Annotated in this window: 13 protein-coding genes; 7 read left to right on the forward strand and 6 right to left on the reverse strand. The window is 39.0% G+C overall.

Annotation, left to right across the window (positions count from 1 at the left end):
- Positions 1-43: 43 nt before the first annotated feature.
- Both ACM46_RS17390 and ACM46_RS17395 read left to right on the forward strand, forming a co-directional pair.
- Positions 44-2,116, forward strand: a complete 2,073-nt coding sequence (locus ACM46_RS17390) for an alpha-ketoacid dehydrogenase subunit alpha/beta (protein WP_048507967.1) — start codon at positions 44-46, stop codon at positions 2,114-2,116.
- Positions 2,117-2,245: 129 nt separating this feature from the next.
- Positions 2,246-3,271, forward strand: coding sequence for a bestrophin family protein (locus tag ACM46_RS17395; RefSeq protein WP_048507968.1), 1,026 nt, complete (start codon positions 2,246-2,248; stop codon positions 3,269-3,271).
- On the opposite strand, the gene ACM46_RS17400 is transcribed toward ACM46_RS17395, so the two are convergent.
- Positions 3,272-3,730, reverse strand: a complete 459-nt coding sequence (locus ACM46_RS17400; protein WP_048507969.1) for an Lrp/AsnC family transcriptional regulator — start codon at positions 3,728-3,730, stop codon at positions 3,272-3,274. It abuts the gene before it with no gap.
- Between the two features lie 158 nt (positions 3,731-3,888).
- Between ACM46_RS17400 and ACM46_RS17405 the strand changes: the two genes are divergently transcribed.
- Entirely contained in the window at positions 3,889-5,115 is a 1,227-nt protein-coding gene (locus tag ACM46_RS17405) for an aminotransferase class I/II-fold pyridoxal phosphate-dependent enzyme (protein ID WP_048507970.1), read from the forward strand.
- A gap of 45 nt (positions 5,116-5,160) precedes the next feature.
- Here ACM46_RS17405 and ACM46_RS17410 read toward each other — a convergent pair whose 3' ends face one another.
- The 3 genes from ACM46_RS17410 to ACM46_RS17420 all read right to left on the reverse strand — a co-directional run bounded on the left by ACM46_RS17410 (position 5,161) and on the right by ACM46_RS17420 (position 8,843).
- Positions 5,161-6,165 (reverse strand): glycosyltransferase family 2 protein, encoded by a 1,005-nt coding sequence (locus ACM46_RS17410; RefSeq protein WP_048507971.1) that lies wholly within the window; start codon positions 6,163-6,165, stop codon positions 5,161-5,163.
- Positions 6,166-6,404: 239 nt separating this feature from the next.
- A complete protein-coding gene (locus tag ACM46_RS17415; protein WP_083997447.1) occupies positions 6,405-7,373 on the reverse strand; it encodes an endo-beta-N-acetylglucosaminidase H in 969 nt (322 codons plus the stop codon).
- 306 nt (positions 7,374-7,679) lie between these two features.
- Positions 7,680-8,843: a THUMP domain-containing class I SAM-dependent RNA methyltransferase gene (locus ACM46_RS17420; protein WP_048507972.1), complete on the reverse strand. Its 1,164-nt coding sequence runs from the start codon at positions 8,841-8,843 to the stop codon at positions 7,680-7,682.
- A gap of 135 nt (positions 8,844-8,978) precedes the next feature.
- On the opposite strand from ACM46_RS17420, the gene ACM46_RS17425 reads away from it, so the two are divergent.
- The 4 genes from ACM46_RS17425 to ACM46_RS17440 all read left to right on the forward strand — a co-directional run bounded on the left by ACM46_RS17425 (position 8,979) and on the right by ACM46_RS17440 (position 15,360).
- Entirely contained in the window at positions 8,979-9,707 is a 729-nt protein-coding gene (locus tag ACM46_RS17425) for a class I SAM-dependent DNA methyltransferase (protein WP_048507973.1), read from the forward strand.
- Positions 9,704-10,414 carry a ZIP family metal transporter gene (locus ACM46_RS17430; RefSeq protein ID WP_420911840.1) on the forward strand — a complete coding sequence of 237 codons (711 nt, stop codon included), beginning with the start codon at positions 9,704-9,706 and terminating at the stop codon, positions 10,412-10,414. Before ACM46_RS17425 ends, ACM46_RS17430 begins: the two co-directional genes overlap by 4 nt.
- A 532-nt stretch (positions 10,415-10,946) precedes the next feature.
- Entirely contained in the window at positions 10,947-13,694 is a 2,748-nt protein-coding gene (locus ACM46_RS17435) for a SusC/RagA family TonB-linked outer membrane protein (protein WP_048507974.1), read from the forward strand.
- Between the two features lie 13 nt (positions 13,695-13,707).
- Positions 13,708-15,360, forward strand: a complete 1,653-nt coding sequence (locus ACM46_RS17440; protein ID WP_048507975.1) for a RagB/SusD family nutrient uptake outer membrane protein — start codon at positions 13,708-13,710, stop codon at positions 15,358-15,360.
- Positions 15,361-15,434: 74 nt separating this feature from the next.
- Here ACM46_RS17440 and ACM46_RS17445 read toward each other — a convergent pair whose 3' ends face one another.
- Positions 15,435-16,817, reverse strand: a complete 1,383-nt coding sequence (locus ACM46_RS17445) for an OmpP1/FadL family transporter (protein WP_241486047.1) — start codon at positions 16,815-16,817, stop codon at positions 15,435-15,437.
- A gap of 54 nt (positions 16,818-16,871) precedes the next feature.
- Positions 16,872-18,014: a prolyl-tRNA synthetase gene (locus ACM46_RS17450; protein WP_083997448.1), complete on the reverse strand. Its 1,143-nt coding sequence runs from the start codon at positions 18,012-18,014 to the stop codon at positions 16,872-16,874.
- Positions 18,015-18,147: the final 133 nt, after the last annotated feature.

An 18,147-nucleotide genomic window follows, 5' to 3' on the forward strand; every position in this document is an offset into this window, starting at 1 on the left:
AACAGTTGTTAGTATTTTGTTTTTTTGTGTATATTTGCTATCTATGGAAAATACACTTCACGAAAAAGTTTCTCAGGATATTTTGTTAAAAGCATACAATCACATGATGCTGGCAAAGGCTATGGCGGATATCTACGAAGAAAACAGAAACATCTGTAAATATGTTCATAGTACTTCCAGAGGCCATGAAGCTATTCAGCTGGCCACTGCTTATCAGCTTAAAAAAGAAGACTGGGTGTCTCCTTATTACAGAGATGAAAGTATTCTTTTGGGAATCGGTTTTGAACCGTATGAACTCATGCTGCAGCTTCTCGCAAAAGCAGAAGATCCTTTTTCGGGTGGAAGATCCTACTACTCTCATCCTTCAAGCAGGGACGAAAACAAACCCAAAATCATTCACCAGAGCTCTGCTACAGGAATGCAGACCATTCCTACTACAGGTGTTGCTCAGGGGATAAAATACATTCAGGATTTTAATTTACAGAATTTTGAAAACAATCCGGTTGTGGTATGCAGTCTTGGAGACAATTCGGTAACGGAAGGTGAAGTAAGTGAAGCTTTACAGTTTGCCGCTCTTCATCAACTTCCTATTATATTTCTGGTACAGGATAACGAATGGGGAATTTCTGTAACCAAAGAGGAAGCAAGAACATGTGACGCCTATGATTTTGTATCAGGTTTTACAGGATTGAGCAGAATGCGTGTGGACGGAACCGATTTCGTGGAAAGTTTTGAAGCGATGAAAAAGGCGGTTGATTTTGTAAGAAACGAAAGAAAACCTCTGGTAGTCTGTGCAAAAACAGTACTTATTGGTCATCATACGTCTGGAGTAAGAAGAGAGTTTTACAGAGATGAAGAAGATTTAACAAAACATAGAGCTAAAGATCCGGGCGAGATCCTTAGAAAACAGCTTCTTGAAGCCGGAGTGGATGAAGATCTTTTAAAACAGATCACTAAAAAAGCCCGTCTGGAAGCAGAAGAAGCATTTGAAAAAGCCAAAAATGCCGAAGACCCTAAACCTGAAACTGTTATGCAGCACGTTTTCGCCCCTACCCCTATCACAGAGGAAACGGGAACCCGTGAACCTGCCGGCGGTGAAAAAATCGTTATGGTAGATGCGGCTATTCATGCTGTTCAGGAACTGATGTGGAAACACCCTGAAGCTCTTCTTTACGGACAGGATGTAGGGGAAAGAATTGGTGGTGTGTTCAGAGAAACGGTCACTTTAGGAAAAAAATTCGGAAGTAAAAGAGTATTTAATACGGCTATTCAGGAGGCCTATATCATTGGATCAACGGCCGGAATGAGTGCCGTAGGACTGAAGCCTATCGTGGAAGTTCAGTTTGCCGATTATATTTATCCGGGAATCAATCAACTGATCACGGAAATTTCAAAATCAAGTTATTTAAGCCAGGGAAAATTCCCGGTTAGCAATATCATCCGTGTACCTATTGGTGCTTACGGAGGAGGCGGACCTTATCATAGCGGAAGTGTTGAAAGTATCTTAGCCAACATTAAAGGAATCAAGATTGCCTATCCGAGTAATGCAGCTGACTTTAAAGGATTATTAAAAGCAGCTTATTATGATCCCAACCCGGTGATCATGCTGGAGCATAAAGGTCTTTACTGGAGCAAGGTTCCGGGAACTGAAGATGCTAAAACCATTGAACCGGCAGAAGATTACATCCTTCCTTTCGGAAAAGGAAAAGTAATTATTGAAGCGGATCAGAATGAAACTGAAAAAGGAAGAACATTATTAGTCGTTACCTATGGAATGGGTGTTTACTGGGCTAAAGAAGCCGTGAAGAACTTTAACGGCAGAGTTGAAGTCATTGACCTTCGAACTATAATTCCTTTGGATGAAGCACTTGTTTTCGAAAGAGTAAAAGCACACGGAAAGTGTATCGTTCTTACGGAAGAGCAGTTAAATAATTCGTTTGCGGAAGCATTTGCGCACCGTATCTCGAAAAACTGTTTCAAATATCTGGATGCTCCTGTAGAAACCATGGGATCTCTGGATGTTCCGGCCGTACCTATCAATCTGGTACTGGAGAAAGAGATGCTTCCTAATGCTGAAAAACTCAGCAAAAAAATTGAAGAAATGCTGCACTATTAATCAGCAATATTAAATATATGAAACCTCTAATTTTTTAGAGGTTTTTTTTATTACTTTTAATATAGGATTACGATACCCGAACTTTGGTATTTAATTTGCTCATGTCCACACCAAACTTGATGAAACAGTATGATCACCACAAAGTATTTCAATTACAAACAGGTTCTTAATCTTGCAGGCGGCCATTTGATCTGGCTTACCGCCTGGTGTACATTGGTAGCAGCCCTTTTTTATTTCTTTAAATGGCAGTGGATGATTATTCCGTGGGTTCCGGTAGCTCTGATTGGTACCGCAGAAGCTTTTTATGTAGGTTTTAAAAATAACCAGGCCTACGACAGATTGTGGGAAGCCCGTAAAATATGGGGCGGTATTGTAAACTCCAGCCGTTCTTTTGTTTCCATGCTATATGCTTTCAATACAACCGGGGAAGGGAACAGCGAAACCGAAACGATAAAAAAGAGAATAGCTTACCGCCATATTGCGTGGCTGTACACTTTCCGCGAACAATTATTAATTCCTACAGAATGGGAGCATATGTCCCAAAAGAGACATTTCGGAGATATCAATATCAGAAGGCACAGACTCATTAAAGCCGGATTTCCGGACTATGGAAGAACCCCTATTTTCCTTCATAAATATCTTTCCGAAAAGGAACTTGATCTTCAGCCGGAATATAAAAATTTTGCCACTTACCTGATTTCAAAACAGGCCAAAGAAGTAAACGAATTAAAAAATTTAGGCGACATTTCGGATTTCAACCAAATGCAGCTTCAGGAAGCCCTTAATCTTTTCTATGATTATCAAGGCCAGGCGGAAAGGATAAAAAAATTCCCTTCACCCAGACAGTTTGCCAGTACCGCTTTTATTTTTAACGTCATCTTCATTATGCTACTTCCTCTTGGATTGGTGAATGAATTTGCAAAACTGGGGAACTGGGGAATATTGGTCAGTGTTCCTTTCTGCGTCATCATCGGATGGATTTACATTGTTATGGAACTGGTTGGAGATTATTCCGAAAACCCTTTTGAAGGGATGATGTTCGATATTCCCATGCTTTCCATATGCCGAACCATTGAAATTGATGTTCTTCAGATGATCGGTGAGCATGATGATCTTCCTGACCCTATTGCTTCCAAAAACGGAGTTCTCGTATAATTACAGAACAATTGCCGTTGTATTTTTCACCTCAGAGATCATAAAAGAACTGTGGGTACTCGCTATATGCTGGAGTGCCGTTAATTTGGTAAGCATAAAATTACGGTAATCCTCCATGTCCTTAACGCCTAATTTCAGGATATAGTCGTAATCACCGCTCACATGGAAACATTCTGTAACTTCCTGCAGGTTCATGACTTCTTTTTCAAACTGCAGTACAAATTCTTTTTTGTGCTGTGCGAGTTTTATATGACATAAGACAATGAAATCCCGGTTAATTTTGTGTCTGTTCAGCAATGCTACATACTTGGAAATCACGCCTGTATTTTCAAGCTTTTTGATACGTTCATAAACAGCTGTTACAGACAAACCCAGCTTGTAAGACAGTTCTTTGGTGGTCTGCTTGCAGTCTTCCTGAAGTAACAGGAGCAGTTTTTTATCGGTTTCATCAAAATTCATAGATATATTTTTGGATAAAGTTTAACAAATTCAAATATAATAAACATATTTTCTAATAAAAATAGAAATAGCAGATTTATATTCTACAAATTTAAATATATCTTGTAATAATTAGGAAAACAAAGCATATTTAAGCCGACAAATAAAACCTAAAGTTTATGGAAAATTTTAATGCGGCCAATGAGATCCAGGATCTTCAATATTTTGGAGAATTCGGAGGAGTAAATCCATCGATTTCTGATAGTTCCACCTATACCTTTCTTTCTGCGAAAACCATGTTTGATACGTTTGAAGGAAATGCTGAAGGATGTTATTTATATTCCAGACATTCGTCCCCGATGAATCTTTATCTTGCCCAGGCACTGGCAAAAATGGAGAATACTGAAGCAGCCAATGTTACAGCATCCGGAATGGGCGCTATCACTTCTGTTTTGATGCAGGTATGTAAAAGCGGCGATCATATTATTTCCAGCAGAACGATCTATGGAGGAACTTATGCTTTTCTTAAAAATTTCCTGCCTCCTTTTAATATTCAAACTTCTTTTGTAGATATCGGTAATTTTGAGTCTATCGAAAATTCTATAACACCACAAACCAAAGTGATCTACTGTGAAAGCGTGAGTAACCCGCTTCTTGAAGTAGCAGACCTGAGAAAACTTTCCGAGATCTGTAAAAAACACAACCTGAAACTGATTGTAGACAATACCTTCTCCCCTCTTTCTGTTTCACCCACCTTATTGGGAGCGGATATCGTTATCCACAGTTTAACAAAATTCATCAACGGAAGCAGTGATACGGTAGGCGGTGTATATTGCGGAACCCAGGAATTCATTAATGATACCAAAAATGTAAACAACGGAGCATGTATGCTTCTGGGGCCCACCATGGACAGCTTCCGTTCGGCAAGTATCCTTAAAAACCTGAGAACGCTTCACATCAGAATGAAGCAACATAGCCACAACGCCATGTATCTGGCGGAAAGGTTTGAAAAAGACGGACTAAAAGTATCTTATCCGGGGTTGAAATCCCACAAAGATCATGAACTGATGAAAAGTATGATGCATGAAGAGTACGGATTTGGAGGTCTGTTGACCCTGGATGCCGGTACCACCGAAAAAGCAAATGAACTGATGGAAATGATGCAGCAGGAAAATCTGGGTTATCTGGCGGTAAGTCTTGGATTCTATAAAACTTTATTTTCATGCTCGGGAAGTTCTACATCATCAGAGATTCCGGAGGAAGAGCGTGAAGCTATGGGTATATCGGACGGATTGATCAGATTTTCTATCGGGCTGGATCACGATATTGCCAGAACCTATGAAAAAATGCGGGAATGCATGCTGAAAACAGGCGTTCTCAACCATGAAACTCTATTCATATCCTAATTTATTGTTATAAAAGCTGCCGGAGTTCCGGCAGCTTTTATTTTTTTATTGCTTATGAAAATGCTTCGGAAAAGCATCCTCGGGTTTCATCCTGAAAATATTCAGAAGTACCCATGATTTTAGGAAGCCGTATCCGTAGGAAAACATCTGGATATAGGTGGAAATTACCGCCATTCCGGCAATGCTTATATTTTTCGTCACCCACATGGCGTGGAAAAACACAAGGAAAGTATACAATCCGTAAAATGCCAGGATAATTCCTCTTCCCATTACAAAATATTCTATAAAACCTAAAATATATCCCAGCATAAACAGAGTTGGAAATGCAAAGGAAATCTTTACATAATTGGGATGTCTCTGATTAAGAATAGGTCTCGCACAACCGAACTGATACACCTGTTTGGAAAATTTCCCCAGATCTACCCTTCTTTTATGAAAAACGGCGATATCATCAAAAAACGCCGTTGTAAAGCCTTTCTCCCAAAGCGTCATGGACAGATCCGGATCTTCCCCGATTCTCATTTCGGAAAAACCGCCTACCTTTTCAAAAACAGCTTTATTGACACCCATATTGAAACTTCTCGGCTGAAATCTGGATACCGCTTTCTTGCTTCCTCTGATTCCTCCGGTTGTAAAAACTGAGGTCATGGAATAAGAAATCGCTTTCTGCATCAGATTAAAACCTTTATGGGCTTTATCCGCCCCTCCGAACGCATCACATGGAATGGTTTCTATATCTTTCTTGATATTTTCTATATAATCCTTTTCGACAATAACGTCACTGTCTACAAAAAGCAGCCATTCATTCTGAGCTCTTTTCGCTCCGTAATTTCTGCTGAGCCCCGGTCCGGAATTATCTTTTTTGAAGTATTTAATGTCTAATATTCCTTCAAAATTCTGAATAGTCGGTTTTAGATCAATAAGAGAACCATCGTCTACAATAATAATTTCAAAGTCTTTGTCTGTCTGAAAAGTCAAAGAATTCAGCAGTTCAAAAAGCTCGTCTTTTCGGTTGAAAATAGCAACAACAATGGAAATAGTAGGTCTCAAATTGAAAATTTTTCAAAATTACTTATTCGCTGATGAACCCGCAAACAGTTTAACAGCTTATTCAAATAAATTAACTTTTAAATAGTTTCAATATCATAAAGATTCCTGAAATCATACAGAAAGCTTCATCCATCATAAAAAAGGACAATCCAAAAAGAATTGTCCTTAACAAAAATCATAAAATGGTCATTACTGACTTCTATATTAGAGAAGAAAAACAGGCTATCTCCAAATAGCTATTAATTTCCATAGACAGTGCTTTGTCCGTATAATACATTCGTAGCATTTGAAAAATAAGAGGCTATGTTGGTAGATCCCAAATCATAATATAAGAAAACGCCATACCCGTCATTTTTAGTTCTCTGTGCATAATTGGTAACCGTAGAAGCACTTGTGTAAGTAGATGTTCCAGGTTTTACATTTACTGCCGCAGCTCCTTTATGGGCACTATCCAGACCCGGAATATTTGGAGCCGAATAAGTGCTATAATAAGGGTTCCAGGCATAGTCTACTTTAGATCCTACAGTCACTCCATTATAAGAAAGATTACTCGCTGAAGGACCGATGTTATAAAATGAAATGATTTTATTCGGAAGGAGCTCTCGAAGTGCCGTCACAAGATACACAAATGAAGACTGATTAGGCTGAGAAGTTCCGTTGGCTCCATAGTTTGCATATTCATCATCAAAGTCGATACCGTCTAAACCATAGGTATTGACTGCATTGGCTAATTCCTGTGCAAAATCTTTAGCAGCCGCCTGGCTTGGAAAGTTTGCAAATCCAGCTCCCTGATGATTTCCAAGAATAGACAGCATCACCTTGATTCCTTTGTCCTGTAAAGGTTTGATGTATGTGGTTTTATTACTCAGCACATTGGTCACCTGATCATTAAAATGCAGATAGGCTTTCCGGGTAGAAGTATTGTAATTGATATTGGCGGCAAAAATAATGGCAACATCAAAAAGCTGTTTTCCGTCTGCCAGCTTATATTTGCCCACTTCTCTGATATCATTATTATTGACTTCAACATACATAATGGAAAGCGGTTTCTTTCCAAAGTCGGCCACTTTTGAAGCCATTCCTCCTTTAACGGATACTGAGGCATCATTTGAATTGACAGAATCATCTGAACGTTCAGAATTACACGAAATCATCATAGAAATACTGATTAATAAAATCAGTAAAGACATTAGGCTTATCTTTTTCATATCGTTAATATTTAGTTGTTTTAACGAATTTAGACAAGCCCAATTGAAACATTTAATATTAAATTATCAAAATATGCTATTATTTTATCAACTAATCCCTAACCATGCATATTTGGGATTAAGGCAAGAATAAAAATCTTTTGAAAGAAGGAAGCGAGAAGCAGGAAGATGGAAGTTCATATTAGATATCATTAGTTATTTTACTCTTCAATAACTTCCATCTTCCATCTTTAGACTCCCTTTCCTAACTAACAATTAGGCACAAAAAAAACCTCCCGGTTACGGAAGGCTTCTATACAAAACTTATTATTCTTTTTCAATTTTATGAACCTTCTTGGTCCCTTCGTACATTTCGTACTGCAGGAATCTCGTTTCCAGTTTTCCGTTGAAAAGTTTGATTTTTCTGGAAGGGCGAAGACCTATTTTCTTCACTGCCTCCAGATCAGAAGAGATCAGCCAGGCTAGTGTATTCGGATAGTTTGTTTTGAAAGTATCCCCGATTTTCTTGTAAAAATCATCATCATTAATAGAAATTCTCTCATCATAAGGCGGATTGAAAACCATTAACAGCGGGAAAAGCTCTTTTTTAGATTCGAAAAAGTTCTGTTTTTTCACTTCAATCACATCTTCCATTTCCGCAGCTTCAACATTGATTCTGGCCGCGTTCAGCATTCTGGCATCAATATCGTACCCTACGATTTTTCCTGTAAATTCTTTAACGCGGTTTACTCTTACTTCTTTGATCTTCGCAAAAAGATCGGCGTCATAATTAGACCAGTTCTGGAAAGCAAATCCTCTTCTGAAAATCTGGGCCGGAAGGTCCATCGCAATCATAGCTGCTTCCACAAGAAGGGTTCCGGAACCGCACATAGGATCCAGGAAATTACCTTTTCCATCCCAGCCTGCCAATTGCAACATTCCGCTTGCCAATACTTCATTAATAGGCGCTTCTCCCTGTTCTTTTCTGTACCCTCTTTTGAACAGCGGATCTCCGGAAGAATCCAAAGAAACAGTTACCAATTCCCTATCGATATGAAGGTGGAATTTAATATCCGGATTTCTTGTTTCTACATTTGGGCGTCTTTTGAATTTATCCTGAAAATAATCAACGATAGCATCTTTCATCTTCAGTGTTACAAACTGAGAATGTTTGAATGTTTCGGAATTCACCGTAGAATCAATAGCGAAAGACTGATCTACATTCAAATAATCTTCCCACGCAATAGTGGAAAGTTTACTGTAAAACTGATGTTGGTTAAATGCTTTAAATTCAAAAACAGGAATTAAAATTTTTAATGCTGTTCTCGCTGAATAGTTAATTTTATAAAGAAAACCGAGGTCGCCTTCGCAATTAACTGCACGATTTTTCATTTCAACGTTTTTTCCGCCCAATTTTTTGATTTCTTCAGCAAGAATCTGCTCCAGTCCGAAGAATGTCTTTATCTGAATCTTTAGATTTTCTGTGTCCATATATATTTGTCAAAAGATTTAATGATTTAAAAATTAAAAGATTATGAGTTTTGTTTTGATCCCTATTGAATCTTTCGATCCTTCAATATTTAAATACTTTGCTTTTAACCGCACAAATTTAGTTATTTTTGCATTATGGAATGGTTTGAATCTTGGTTTGATACACCTTATTATCATCTTCTTTATAGTAACAGAGACTATACGGAAGCCGAAAATTTCATTACAAAGCTTACTGAAGACCTTCAGTTGCCACCTTTATCCAAGATTATTGATCTGGCATGCGGAAAAGGAAGACATTCGGTATTTCTTAACAAGCTGGGCTATGATGTATTGGGACTGGATCTTTCCAGACAAAGCATTGAATTTGATAAGCAGTTTGAAAACCAAACCCTTCTTTTCAATGTTCATGACATGCGAAATCCTATTGATGCCGATCCTATGGACGCTGTATTCAATTTGTTCACAAGCTTCGGATATTTTGATAATGAAAGTGATGACAAGAAAGTTTTCCAATCGGTTTATCAGGTTTTAAAACCGGGCGGATATTTTGTTCTGGATTATCTGAATGAGGAATATGTAAGAAAAAATTTAGTCGCTGAAACTACAATAACCCGTGGTGACATTGATTTCAAGATTCTGAAAAAAATAGAAGGCAGACATATCATCAAGGATATCCGTTTTGAAACAGAAGGAAAATCTTTTCATTTCTTTGAAAAAGTAAAGCTTCACACTTTGGAGGCTATCCATTCTTATGCAGCCGACTGCGGTTTTGAAAGAATAAACATCTGGGGCGATTATCAGCTGAATGAATTCAACCGTGAGGTTTCCCCGCGCTGTATCAATTTATTTAAGAAAAAAGCATGATAACGGTTGTTTTACTGATATTAAGCGTTATTACGGGAGTATTTCTCGGCAAGCATTTCGGAAAAAAAGAAAAGCTGGCTAAAAATCTGTTGGTACTAAGTGCCGGATTCCTGATCACAATCTGTCTGAATGAAGTTTTCCCACAGGTATATACTTCCAAAGCAGCCGGCAATCTGGGGATTTTCGTCATTGCGGGAGTTCTTCTTCAGATGGTCTTGGAAGCTTTAACCAAAGGTTTCGAACACGGCCATTTCCACCATCACAGTGAGAATAATATTCTTCCTATGGCGCTGATGGTCGGCCTATTTATTCATGCATTTATCGAAGGAATTCCTTTGGCCAACGACAATCAGCAACTGTCTCCTTATCTTTGGGGAATTGTATTTCATAATCTTCCTATTTCATTTATTCTCGGGGCTTTTCTATTCAATAGGAAAAATGAATCGAAGGCTTCACCTTATCCTTCCCTTCTGATCGTTGCGTTATTTGCCCTTGCTTCTCCGATGGGAATGTTACTTGGAAATTATTTCAATCCTGATCTTCAGCCTTATTTTCTGGCTATTGTAGGCGGGATTTTCCTGCATATATCTTCTGTTATTATTTTTGAGAGCAATAAAAACCATAATATCGACTGGGTAAAGATTGGGCTTGTCATTTTAGGTGTTTCTTTGGCTTTGGTGATGCATCTTTTCCACAGCCATCCGTGATCATATTATAAAGCTGCTTAAACTTTTTTATTAAACCACAAAAGTCATAAAAGTTTTATTTTAAACACTTTAGTGATTTTTAAAGGTTTATGTGAACTTCCATCATAGCTAACATCTGTGCAAATAACTTTTGTCTCTTTTGTGATTAAGCTTAAAATGAGTGTAGCAGGCTTATTTTATACTTTTAATATCCTGCTAAAAAGTTTCACAAGTTTTATTATAAAAAACATCGGTCATCAATAAATCGAAGCTTTCCGGATATCTATCCGGAAATTTTTCGTTCTTGTTGATAGATGACAGGAGCTTTATATCTATTTTCATCATTTTAAAAATATCAATCATATACATTAATTAGAAGAAAATCAAATAGATAATTTTAAAAATTATTTAAAATCATCATTTTATCTCTGCCTTTTATTTAATATCTTACATTAAAAAATACGTTTAAATTAAAATTTTAACATCTTTTAATAAAATAAAACTACTCCGTTTTTAGTTTTTTGTATATTCGTTACTCAACCAATCGTGATATATGAAAAAAAATCAAGACCTCTCAAAAGCAGTCCTGTTCTTACTCCTATCCGGATTTTTATCCGCCCAGAACACCAAAGAAAAAGATTCTTTACAGACCAAAGAAATTGAAGATGTGGTGATAGTAGGATACAAAACCCAAAAGCGATCCAGTCTCACCGCTGCGGTTTCCGTGATATCAGAAAAAAAATTAAAAGATTCCAATACGCCCACTGTAGCCAACTTACTGCAAGGTAAAGCTGCCGGTGTACAGGTGACACTTGGCGGAGGTGCTCCTGGCTCAGTTCCTACGGTAAAAATCAGAGGAAATTCCACCATCAATGGTCCAAGTGAAGCGCTTTGGGTTGTAGACGGTGTGGTGATGAACGGAACTCCCAACCTGGATCCCAGTCAGATTGAAAGCATCAACATTCTGAAAGACGCCACTTCTACAGCCTTATACGGATCAAGAGGTGCCAACGGTATTGTACAGGTCTTCACAAAGGCGGGAAGCTCAGGAAAAAGCGCTCTTAATGTTTCCACGAATACGTCTTTCAACACCTTTACCAATGGACGTTTTAAGCTGATGAACGGGACGCAGATGTATGATTATTTCACGTCTCTGAAAGGAGCTCCATCTATTCCCGAAAACCTTAGAAACGATGGCTACAACTGGCTTAAAAATGGTACACAAACCGGAGTAGCTCAAAACTACACCATTGATTTCAGCGGAGGTTCACAGAATTCGAAAACTTTTATTTCCGGAAATTATTATAATGAAAGCGGAAGTGTGAAGGGATATGATTTTAACAGGTTATCTTTTAGGATCAACCATGAACAAACGGTAAAACCGTGGCTTATTATAAAACCTAAGGTAAGTTTATCCTATACCACAGGAAAAGACAGGCAGGAATCACTTTACCAAATGTACCTCAATATGCCGTGGGACAATCCGAGAGATGCCAGTGGAAATCTGGTCCGTCTGGATGAATTCTACACAGGAACATGGTATGGAAGAGACCGCAGCAATTACCTGTATGATCTTCAATGGAATTACGGAAAAAGCAATCAGCTGGACCTGATCGGAAACCTTGATGCAGAAATAAAATTTACAGATTATCTTAAATTTATCACCACCAACAGCGTCACTTACAAAAACTATGATGACATGTATTATACTGATCCCAGATCTATTTCCGGGTTCAGTAATAAGGGGGAATTAACAGAGTCTTACCTGAAAGACATCAGCAAGTTTTTTAATCAGATGTTGAGATTCGACAAGGATTTTGGGAATCACAATGTGAATGCACTTGCAGCCTATGAATATAGTGACCGGTATTATAAATCTTCCGATGCCGGCGTATATGGTATAGTACCGGGAACTGCGATCTTTAATACGGGAGCTGCCACAGGAAGGAAGCCGAGAGGAGTAAAATCCGACAGGGCCTACAATGCATTTCTTTTTAACGCTGAATACATATTTGATAAAAAATATTTTGTTCAGGGATCTATCAGAACTGAATCTTCATCGGCATTTGGTGCCAACCAGCGAAACGGATTATTTTATTCTTACAGTGCAGGATGGAACATTCATAAAGAAAAATTCTTCAATGTAAAACCTGTAAACGAATGGAAACTGAGAGCCAGCCGCGGTCTGGTAGGAAATACACCGAGCCCCAATTACGGATGGCAGGATTTGTATGAGCTGACTCAGGTGTACGACGGGCAGATTGGAGCTACATGGAGCCAGCTGGGAAATTCCAACCTTACCTGGGAGTCTATTTACCAGAACAATATAGGAACGGATCTTAAATTATTCAACAACAGATTAGGTTTAAACATCGATTATTTCAGTAATAAAACTAAAAATCTACTCATCAGGATTCCTCTTCCTTCATTAACCGGTGTGGACAGGCAGTATGTAAACATTGGAGACGTACAGAATAAAGGCTGGGAGTTCGCTGCGAATTATATGGTGATTAAATCCCAAAATGTAAGCTGGGATGTAGGTTTCAATATCAGTACCTATAAAAACAAAATTCTTTCGACCAGAAATAATGCAACACAGGTATTGGCTAATAACCATGTGGCGATACCCGGATATGACGTAAACTCTTTCTATATGAGAAAATGGCTGGGAGTTGATCCCAATAATGGTCTGGGACAATGGGAAGTGATCAAAGCAGATGGAACTACCGGTACCACCTCCAACTATAATCAGGCAACGGTGCAGGTTGTAGGCTCTTCCACTCCGGATTATTATGGAGCCATAAATACTAATCTGAGTATTAAAAACTTCTATCTCAATGCCAATCTTTACTTCTCACAGGGCGGGCAAATCTACAACAGTTACAGAGAATTATTTGATTCGGACGGTGCTTACCCTTATTATAACCAGATGGCACTACAGGACGGCTGGACCCGATGGGAAAAACCGGGAGATATAGCCACGCATCCTGTAGCGGTATTCAACAACAGTAATTTAACCAACAAACCATCATCCCGATATTTGGAAGATGCAAGCTACGTTAAGCTGAGATCTTTAAGACTGGGATATAATTTCCCGGCATCTTTAACCGAAAAGCTAAAAGTCAGGTCTGCGGGAATCTTTATTATGGGTGAAAATCTATTTACCATCACCAAATTCTCAGGAGTTGATCCTGAAGTGGGAGCAGCCGATCCTTCTGTTACCACATCCTATTCCGGTACAGCAGGAGCTATTTACCCAAATCCAAGACGATTCTCTGTAGGATTCAACTTTTCTTTTTAAAAATTAAATTAGTATGAAAAAAATAACAATACCATTTCTATTATTATTGCTGACAGCATGCAATATAGACCGTTCACCCTATGATTCCAAAGAATCAGAAACCGTATTGGAAGATCCTGCCGGGTTACAAACCATCACTTATGGAAACTATGCTTTGCTAAAAGGAGATGCTGAAGGAGGCGGTTTTTTCAACAATCTTTACAGAATCGGCGAATATGGTGGTGATAATATTGATATCAGCGGTACAACAACCGATGCCTTTTTTTACTACTACAATTATAGAAGTATTAAAAACAACGGCCGATCAAATACCATATGGAATTCCGGCTATAAAGCAATTATAGGCTGTAACCGGATTATTTCCAGAGTTACGGAAGGGAAAGATGCTGAAACAGACCAACTGATCGGGGAAAATTATTTTCTTCGGGCCTATGTTTACTTTTCTATGGTGAATGTATTTGGAAGACCCTATAATCAAGGTGCAGGAAATCCCGGTGTTCCTTTGAAAACTTCAGATGATGTTAATGATTTACCTGCCAGAGCAACTGTAGGACAAATCTATGATCAGGTAGTAAGCGATCTTTTAAAAGCAGAACAGTTAATGACTGTGGACAAAAGCAATATCTATGCTTCAAAACAGGCTGCTCAGGCTTTACTTTCCAGGGTATATCTTTATATGGAAAACAATGACAAGACGATTGAATATGCAGATAAAGTAATCAATTCCGGAAAATATGCTTTGCTATCGAGAGCAGAGCTTCCTTCTTATGCCACCAAAAAGCCTGAAAACAACACGGAAACTATTTTTGCTTTTAAATACAATAAAGATGGTGATTACAGCGATGGGTGGTATACAATAGGTTCTATGTATGCCAATATCCAGAATGTAGGCTGGGGTGAAATGTATGCTTCTTCCTCCTACCTCGATTTGATCAATCAGAATCCTCAGGATGCAAGAGTAAAATTTATTTCTCCTAAATATACTGATCCGGCCACTCCGGTTGCCTATTGGGTTCAGCAGGGAACCAATTCTTCAGGAGGGGCCTCTTACAATTATGTTTTCCAGAAAACTTTTCAGCAGGGCGGAAATACCTATTTTACGATGAATAACGTGAATTATCAGGTACAGTCTGAGGTGACACCCAATAAGACCAGTTATTATTTTATCAATTCAAATAATGCTAAAGTCTATGTTGAACTTGACAAAGACATGGATAAAAGAAACGGCTATCCCAAGTTTTATATTTTAAAATGTTCGCTTCAGGAAGGAGTTCCGCATTTATGGTCTCCTGTAGTCACCAGACTGGCCGAAATATACCTCAACAGAGCTGAAGCTTATGCGAAAAAGGGAAATGCCACCTCTGCACTGGCTGATATCAACACCATCCGTACAAGGGCAGGAATTCCAACGTATACTGCTGTGCCGGCGGGACAGACTGCTTTAGAAATAACTCTTCAGGAAAGAAGGCTTGAACTGGCTTTCGAAGCGCACAGAAAATATGATGTTTACAGAAACAAATTAGAAATGAACCGGCAGTATCCGGGCTCTCATCTCAATGGCAGCAATGTTTTCTATACTATCCCATATACTCATAACCGGATTGTAGAATACATTCCTGAACAACAGATTCAGATCCAGCCTAATCTCACACAAAACCCGGATTAGACATTTATAAATAAGAAGCTCCGGATCTTACCGATCCGGAGCCTCAATTTAATCACTCATTACACAATCTGGAATTAGAATTTCCAGCCGAATGTAATAAAGAAGTTATTTCTGTTATTTTTCACCTCTGAAACAGCAAAGTAATCTGATGACATAATTCTGTTATCAGAATAATAAGCAGTGTCAGTAGCAGGGTTTCCAGTTTCAATTCCTCTTAGGAAAGGATTGCTGTATTTAGATGTTACATACTGATAAGATGCATCTATATAAAAGGATTTGAAATCATATCCTAAACCGAAAGAAGCCAGATTTCTGCTGTTAAGCATCATATTGCTGTATGAATTGTCGGAAGTAGAAGCATCCGGATTTACCTGGCTCACAGTCAAAGCATCGAACGGATTGGATGTGAAAGAGTATCCTCCTCTCAGTCTGAACTGCTTTACTCTGTACTCAGCTCCCACTCTTACTTCTGACAAATTCTTATAATTGTCTTTGAAGAAGCTGTTCAGGTCACTTTCGGTACCTGTTACCACCTGATATTTAGGTCTTGTTAATCCTAAAGTATAGTCAACATTCAAAGAGAAGTTTTTGCTGGCAACAAAAGCAGCACTTACAGTTGCTTTAAGCGGCGTTGTAAGATCTCTGGACTCTGAAGCTGTCCCGTCACCGAATTCAGGGTCGTTATAAAATCTGTAATCTCTGTCTATACGCCAGAACGTAGGAGTTTCAATAGCTCCCCCGATTCTGAAATTAGGACTTAGCTTTCCGATTACCCCCACTGTGGCTGAAAAACCTGAAGATCTTTCAAACATAGGCGTATTCTGTCTGTCGAAGTATTCCATAGAACCGTCCGCCAGTGATTTGAAAGCTGCTGTATCATACTGATCAATAGATGCGTTGAAAAAGTTCAAACCGGCACCGATATATAAGTTATGGTTATAATTAGCTCCTACCCCGAAACTTGTTTTTGAAAGATTTCCATATCTGTTATAGGCATGTCCTGCAAATGAAGCACTTTTACCATCAGAAAAATCCTTGATGACATCATTGCTTCCGGGAGACTCTACATAATTATCCAATGATTGATTGGAATAGTTGATTCCGATATTAATAAACTTCCATCCTGTTTCAGTCATCAGAGGAAAAGACATTACAGCCCCTATATTCCCAAGATCTGTAGTCGTTTTACTGTAATCTATGGTAGACCCTGCCCAGGTACTTTTATTTTTATTTCCTGCGATAGACAGAGTCCCGGAAACCTCTCCGGAAATAGCAACTCCTAAACCTGCGGGGTTCGTAAGCAGAGAATTGGCATCACCTCCTAATGCTCCGTTAGCTCCTGCCATTGCATTAAACTTTGACGAACCCACCATAGGAGTACTGGAATAAACATCTGCAGTATTTCTCAATATAGAAACATCCTGAGCCTGCGCATAGAATGCTGCAGAAACACTCATTAATACTAAAGATTTTTTTAACATTATTTTTTTAAATAGTTATTAAGTTTGAAATTATCTGCCACCTCTGAAGCCGCCGCCTCCGCCGCCGCCAGATCTGAAGCCGCCACCGCCACCGGAAGAACCGCCGCCTCTAAAACCACCACCGGAAGAACCTCCGCTTGATCTGAAACCACCGCCATCATTGGATCTGAATCCTCCGTTGTTGTTATTATTATAGCTTGGCTGTGTATTATAATTAGGTCTTGGCTGAGAATTTGAATTACGGAAACCTCCTGACTGTGGATTTCTGTATCCGCCATTCGTATTTCCCTGTCTGAATCCTCCGTTGTTATTTGAACTTCCGTTTCTGAAACCGCCATTTGTGCTGTTTCTGAAACCTCCGTTTGTACTGCCGCTTCTGAAGCCACCGTTATTAGATGAGTTGTTGAAACCGTTAGTATTGCTGTTTCTGAAACCGCCATTATAGGTATTGGTTCTGTACACTGCATTGGTTAACCCAGGATTACTGAATGCACCGCCACCACTTCTTCTGTACATAGGTCTGTAGCCGTTACCCCAGTAGCCACCGTTCCAGCCCCAATATGGGTTACCGTAACCGCCACCCCAGAACGGGTCATAATATCCGCCCCAATAAGGAGAATATCCGTATCCCCAGTAAGGGTTACCCCAGCCCATAGAGCCTCCCCAGCCCCAGCCGAAAGAACCACCCCAACCGAATGAGCCGCCCCAGCCCCAGGATAATCCCATACCCCAGCCCCAGCCACGGTTCATACCCCAACCCCAATAAGGGCTATAACCACCATACCATCCCCACGGAGATCCCCAGGAATTATCGTAATAGTTGGTTTGAGATCCGGCAAAAGCGCCCCAATCTGAATCTGTAGCATTGCTATTCCAGTTGTTATCGCTCCATGTGTTATATCTGTTGTCCTGTTCTCTGGAATTGGCCTGAGCGTTTTCGATGACGTTAGAATCTTGGTAATAATCATAATTTTCACCCACTCTGTTTCCGCCATTGTTGATGATCACTCCTTCTGGCAGCGTATCTTTATTGGGGTCATAGTACACCCCGTCGGTCTCCGTGTACCCTCCCATTTGAGCACCACAGGACACAAGCAGCAATCCGCCTGATATTGCTAAAATCCCTTTGGACTTTAACAGACCGAGCAAATTTTTATGTATATTTCTTTTCATGATAACGTAAAAATTTTTAATTTAAATTATATTTGCAATCTGTACCAAAAATGTACCAAAACACTGGTAAATAAATCTATCAAAAATAGATTTTTATTTTTAGATTACAATAATGTACAAAAGTTAAAAAAAT

This window comes from Chryseobacterium angstadtii, assembly GCF_001045465.1.
GTDB classification, from domain to species: domain Bacteria; phylum Bacteroidota; class Bacteroidia; order Flavobacteriales; family Weeksellaceae; genus Chryseobacterium; species Chryseobacterium angstadtii.

Bases quoted from the DNA above. Each gene is read 5' to 3' on its own strand.
- ACM46_RS17390 (WP_048507967.1), top strand. From the start codon at position 44: ATGGAAAATACACTTCACGAAAAAGTTTCTCAGGATATTTTGTTAAAA.
- ACM46_RS17395 (WP_048507968.1), top strand. From the start codon at position 2,246: ATGATCACCACAAAGTATTTCAATTACAAACAGGTTCTTAATCTTGCA.
- ACM46_RS17400 (WP_048507969.1), bottom strand. From the start codon at position 3,730: ATGAATTTTGATGAAACCGATAAAAAACTGCTCCTGTTACTTCAGGAA.
- ACM46_RS17405 (WP_048507970.1), top strand. From the start codon at position 3,889: ATGGAAAATTTTAATGCGGCCAATGAGATCCAGGATCTTCAATATTTT.
- ACM46_RS17415 (WP_083997447.1), bottom strand. From the start codon at position 7,373: ATGAAAAAGATAAGCCTAATGTCTTTACTGATTTTATTAATCAGTATT.
- ACM46_RS17420 (WP_048507972.1), bottom strand. From the start codon at position 8,843: ATGGACACAGAAAATCTAAAGATTCAGATAAAGACATTCTTCGGACTG.
- ACM46_RS17425 (WP_048507973.1), top strand. From the start codon at position 8,979: ATGGAATGGTTTGAATCTTGGTTTGATACACCTTATTATCATCTTCTT.
- ACM46_RS17430 (WP_420911840.1), top strand. From the start codon at position 9,704: ATGATAACGGTTGTTTTACTGATATTAAGCGTTATTACGGGAGTATTT.
- ACM46_RS17435 (WP_048507974.1), top strand. From the start codon at position 10,947: ATGAAAAAAAATCAAGACCTCTCAAAAGCAGTCCTGTTCTTACTCCTA.
- ACM46_RS17440 (WP_048507975.1), top strand. From the start codon at position 13,708: ATGAAAAAAATAACAATACCATTTCTATTATTATTGCTGACAGCATGC.
- ACM46_RS17445 (WP_241486047.1), bottom strand. From the start codon at position 16,817: ATGAGTGTTTCTGCAGCATTCTATGCGCAGGCTCAGGATGTTTCTATA.
- ACM46_RS17450 (WP_083997448.1), bottom strand. From the start codon at position 18,014: ATGAAAAGAAATATACATAAAAATTTGCTCGGTCTGTTAAAGTCCAAA.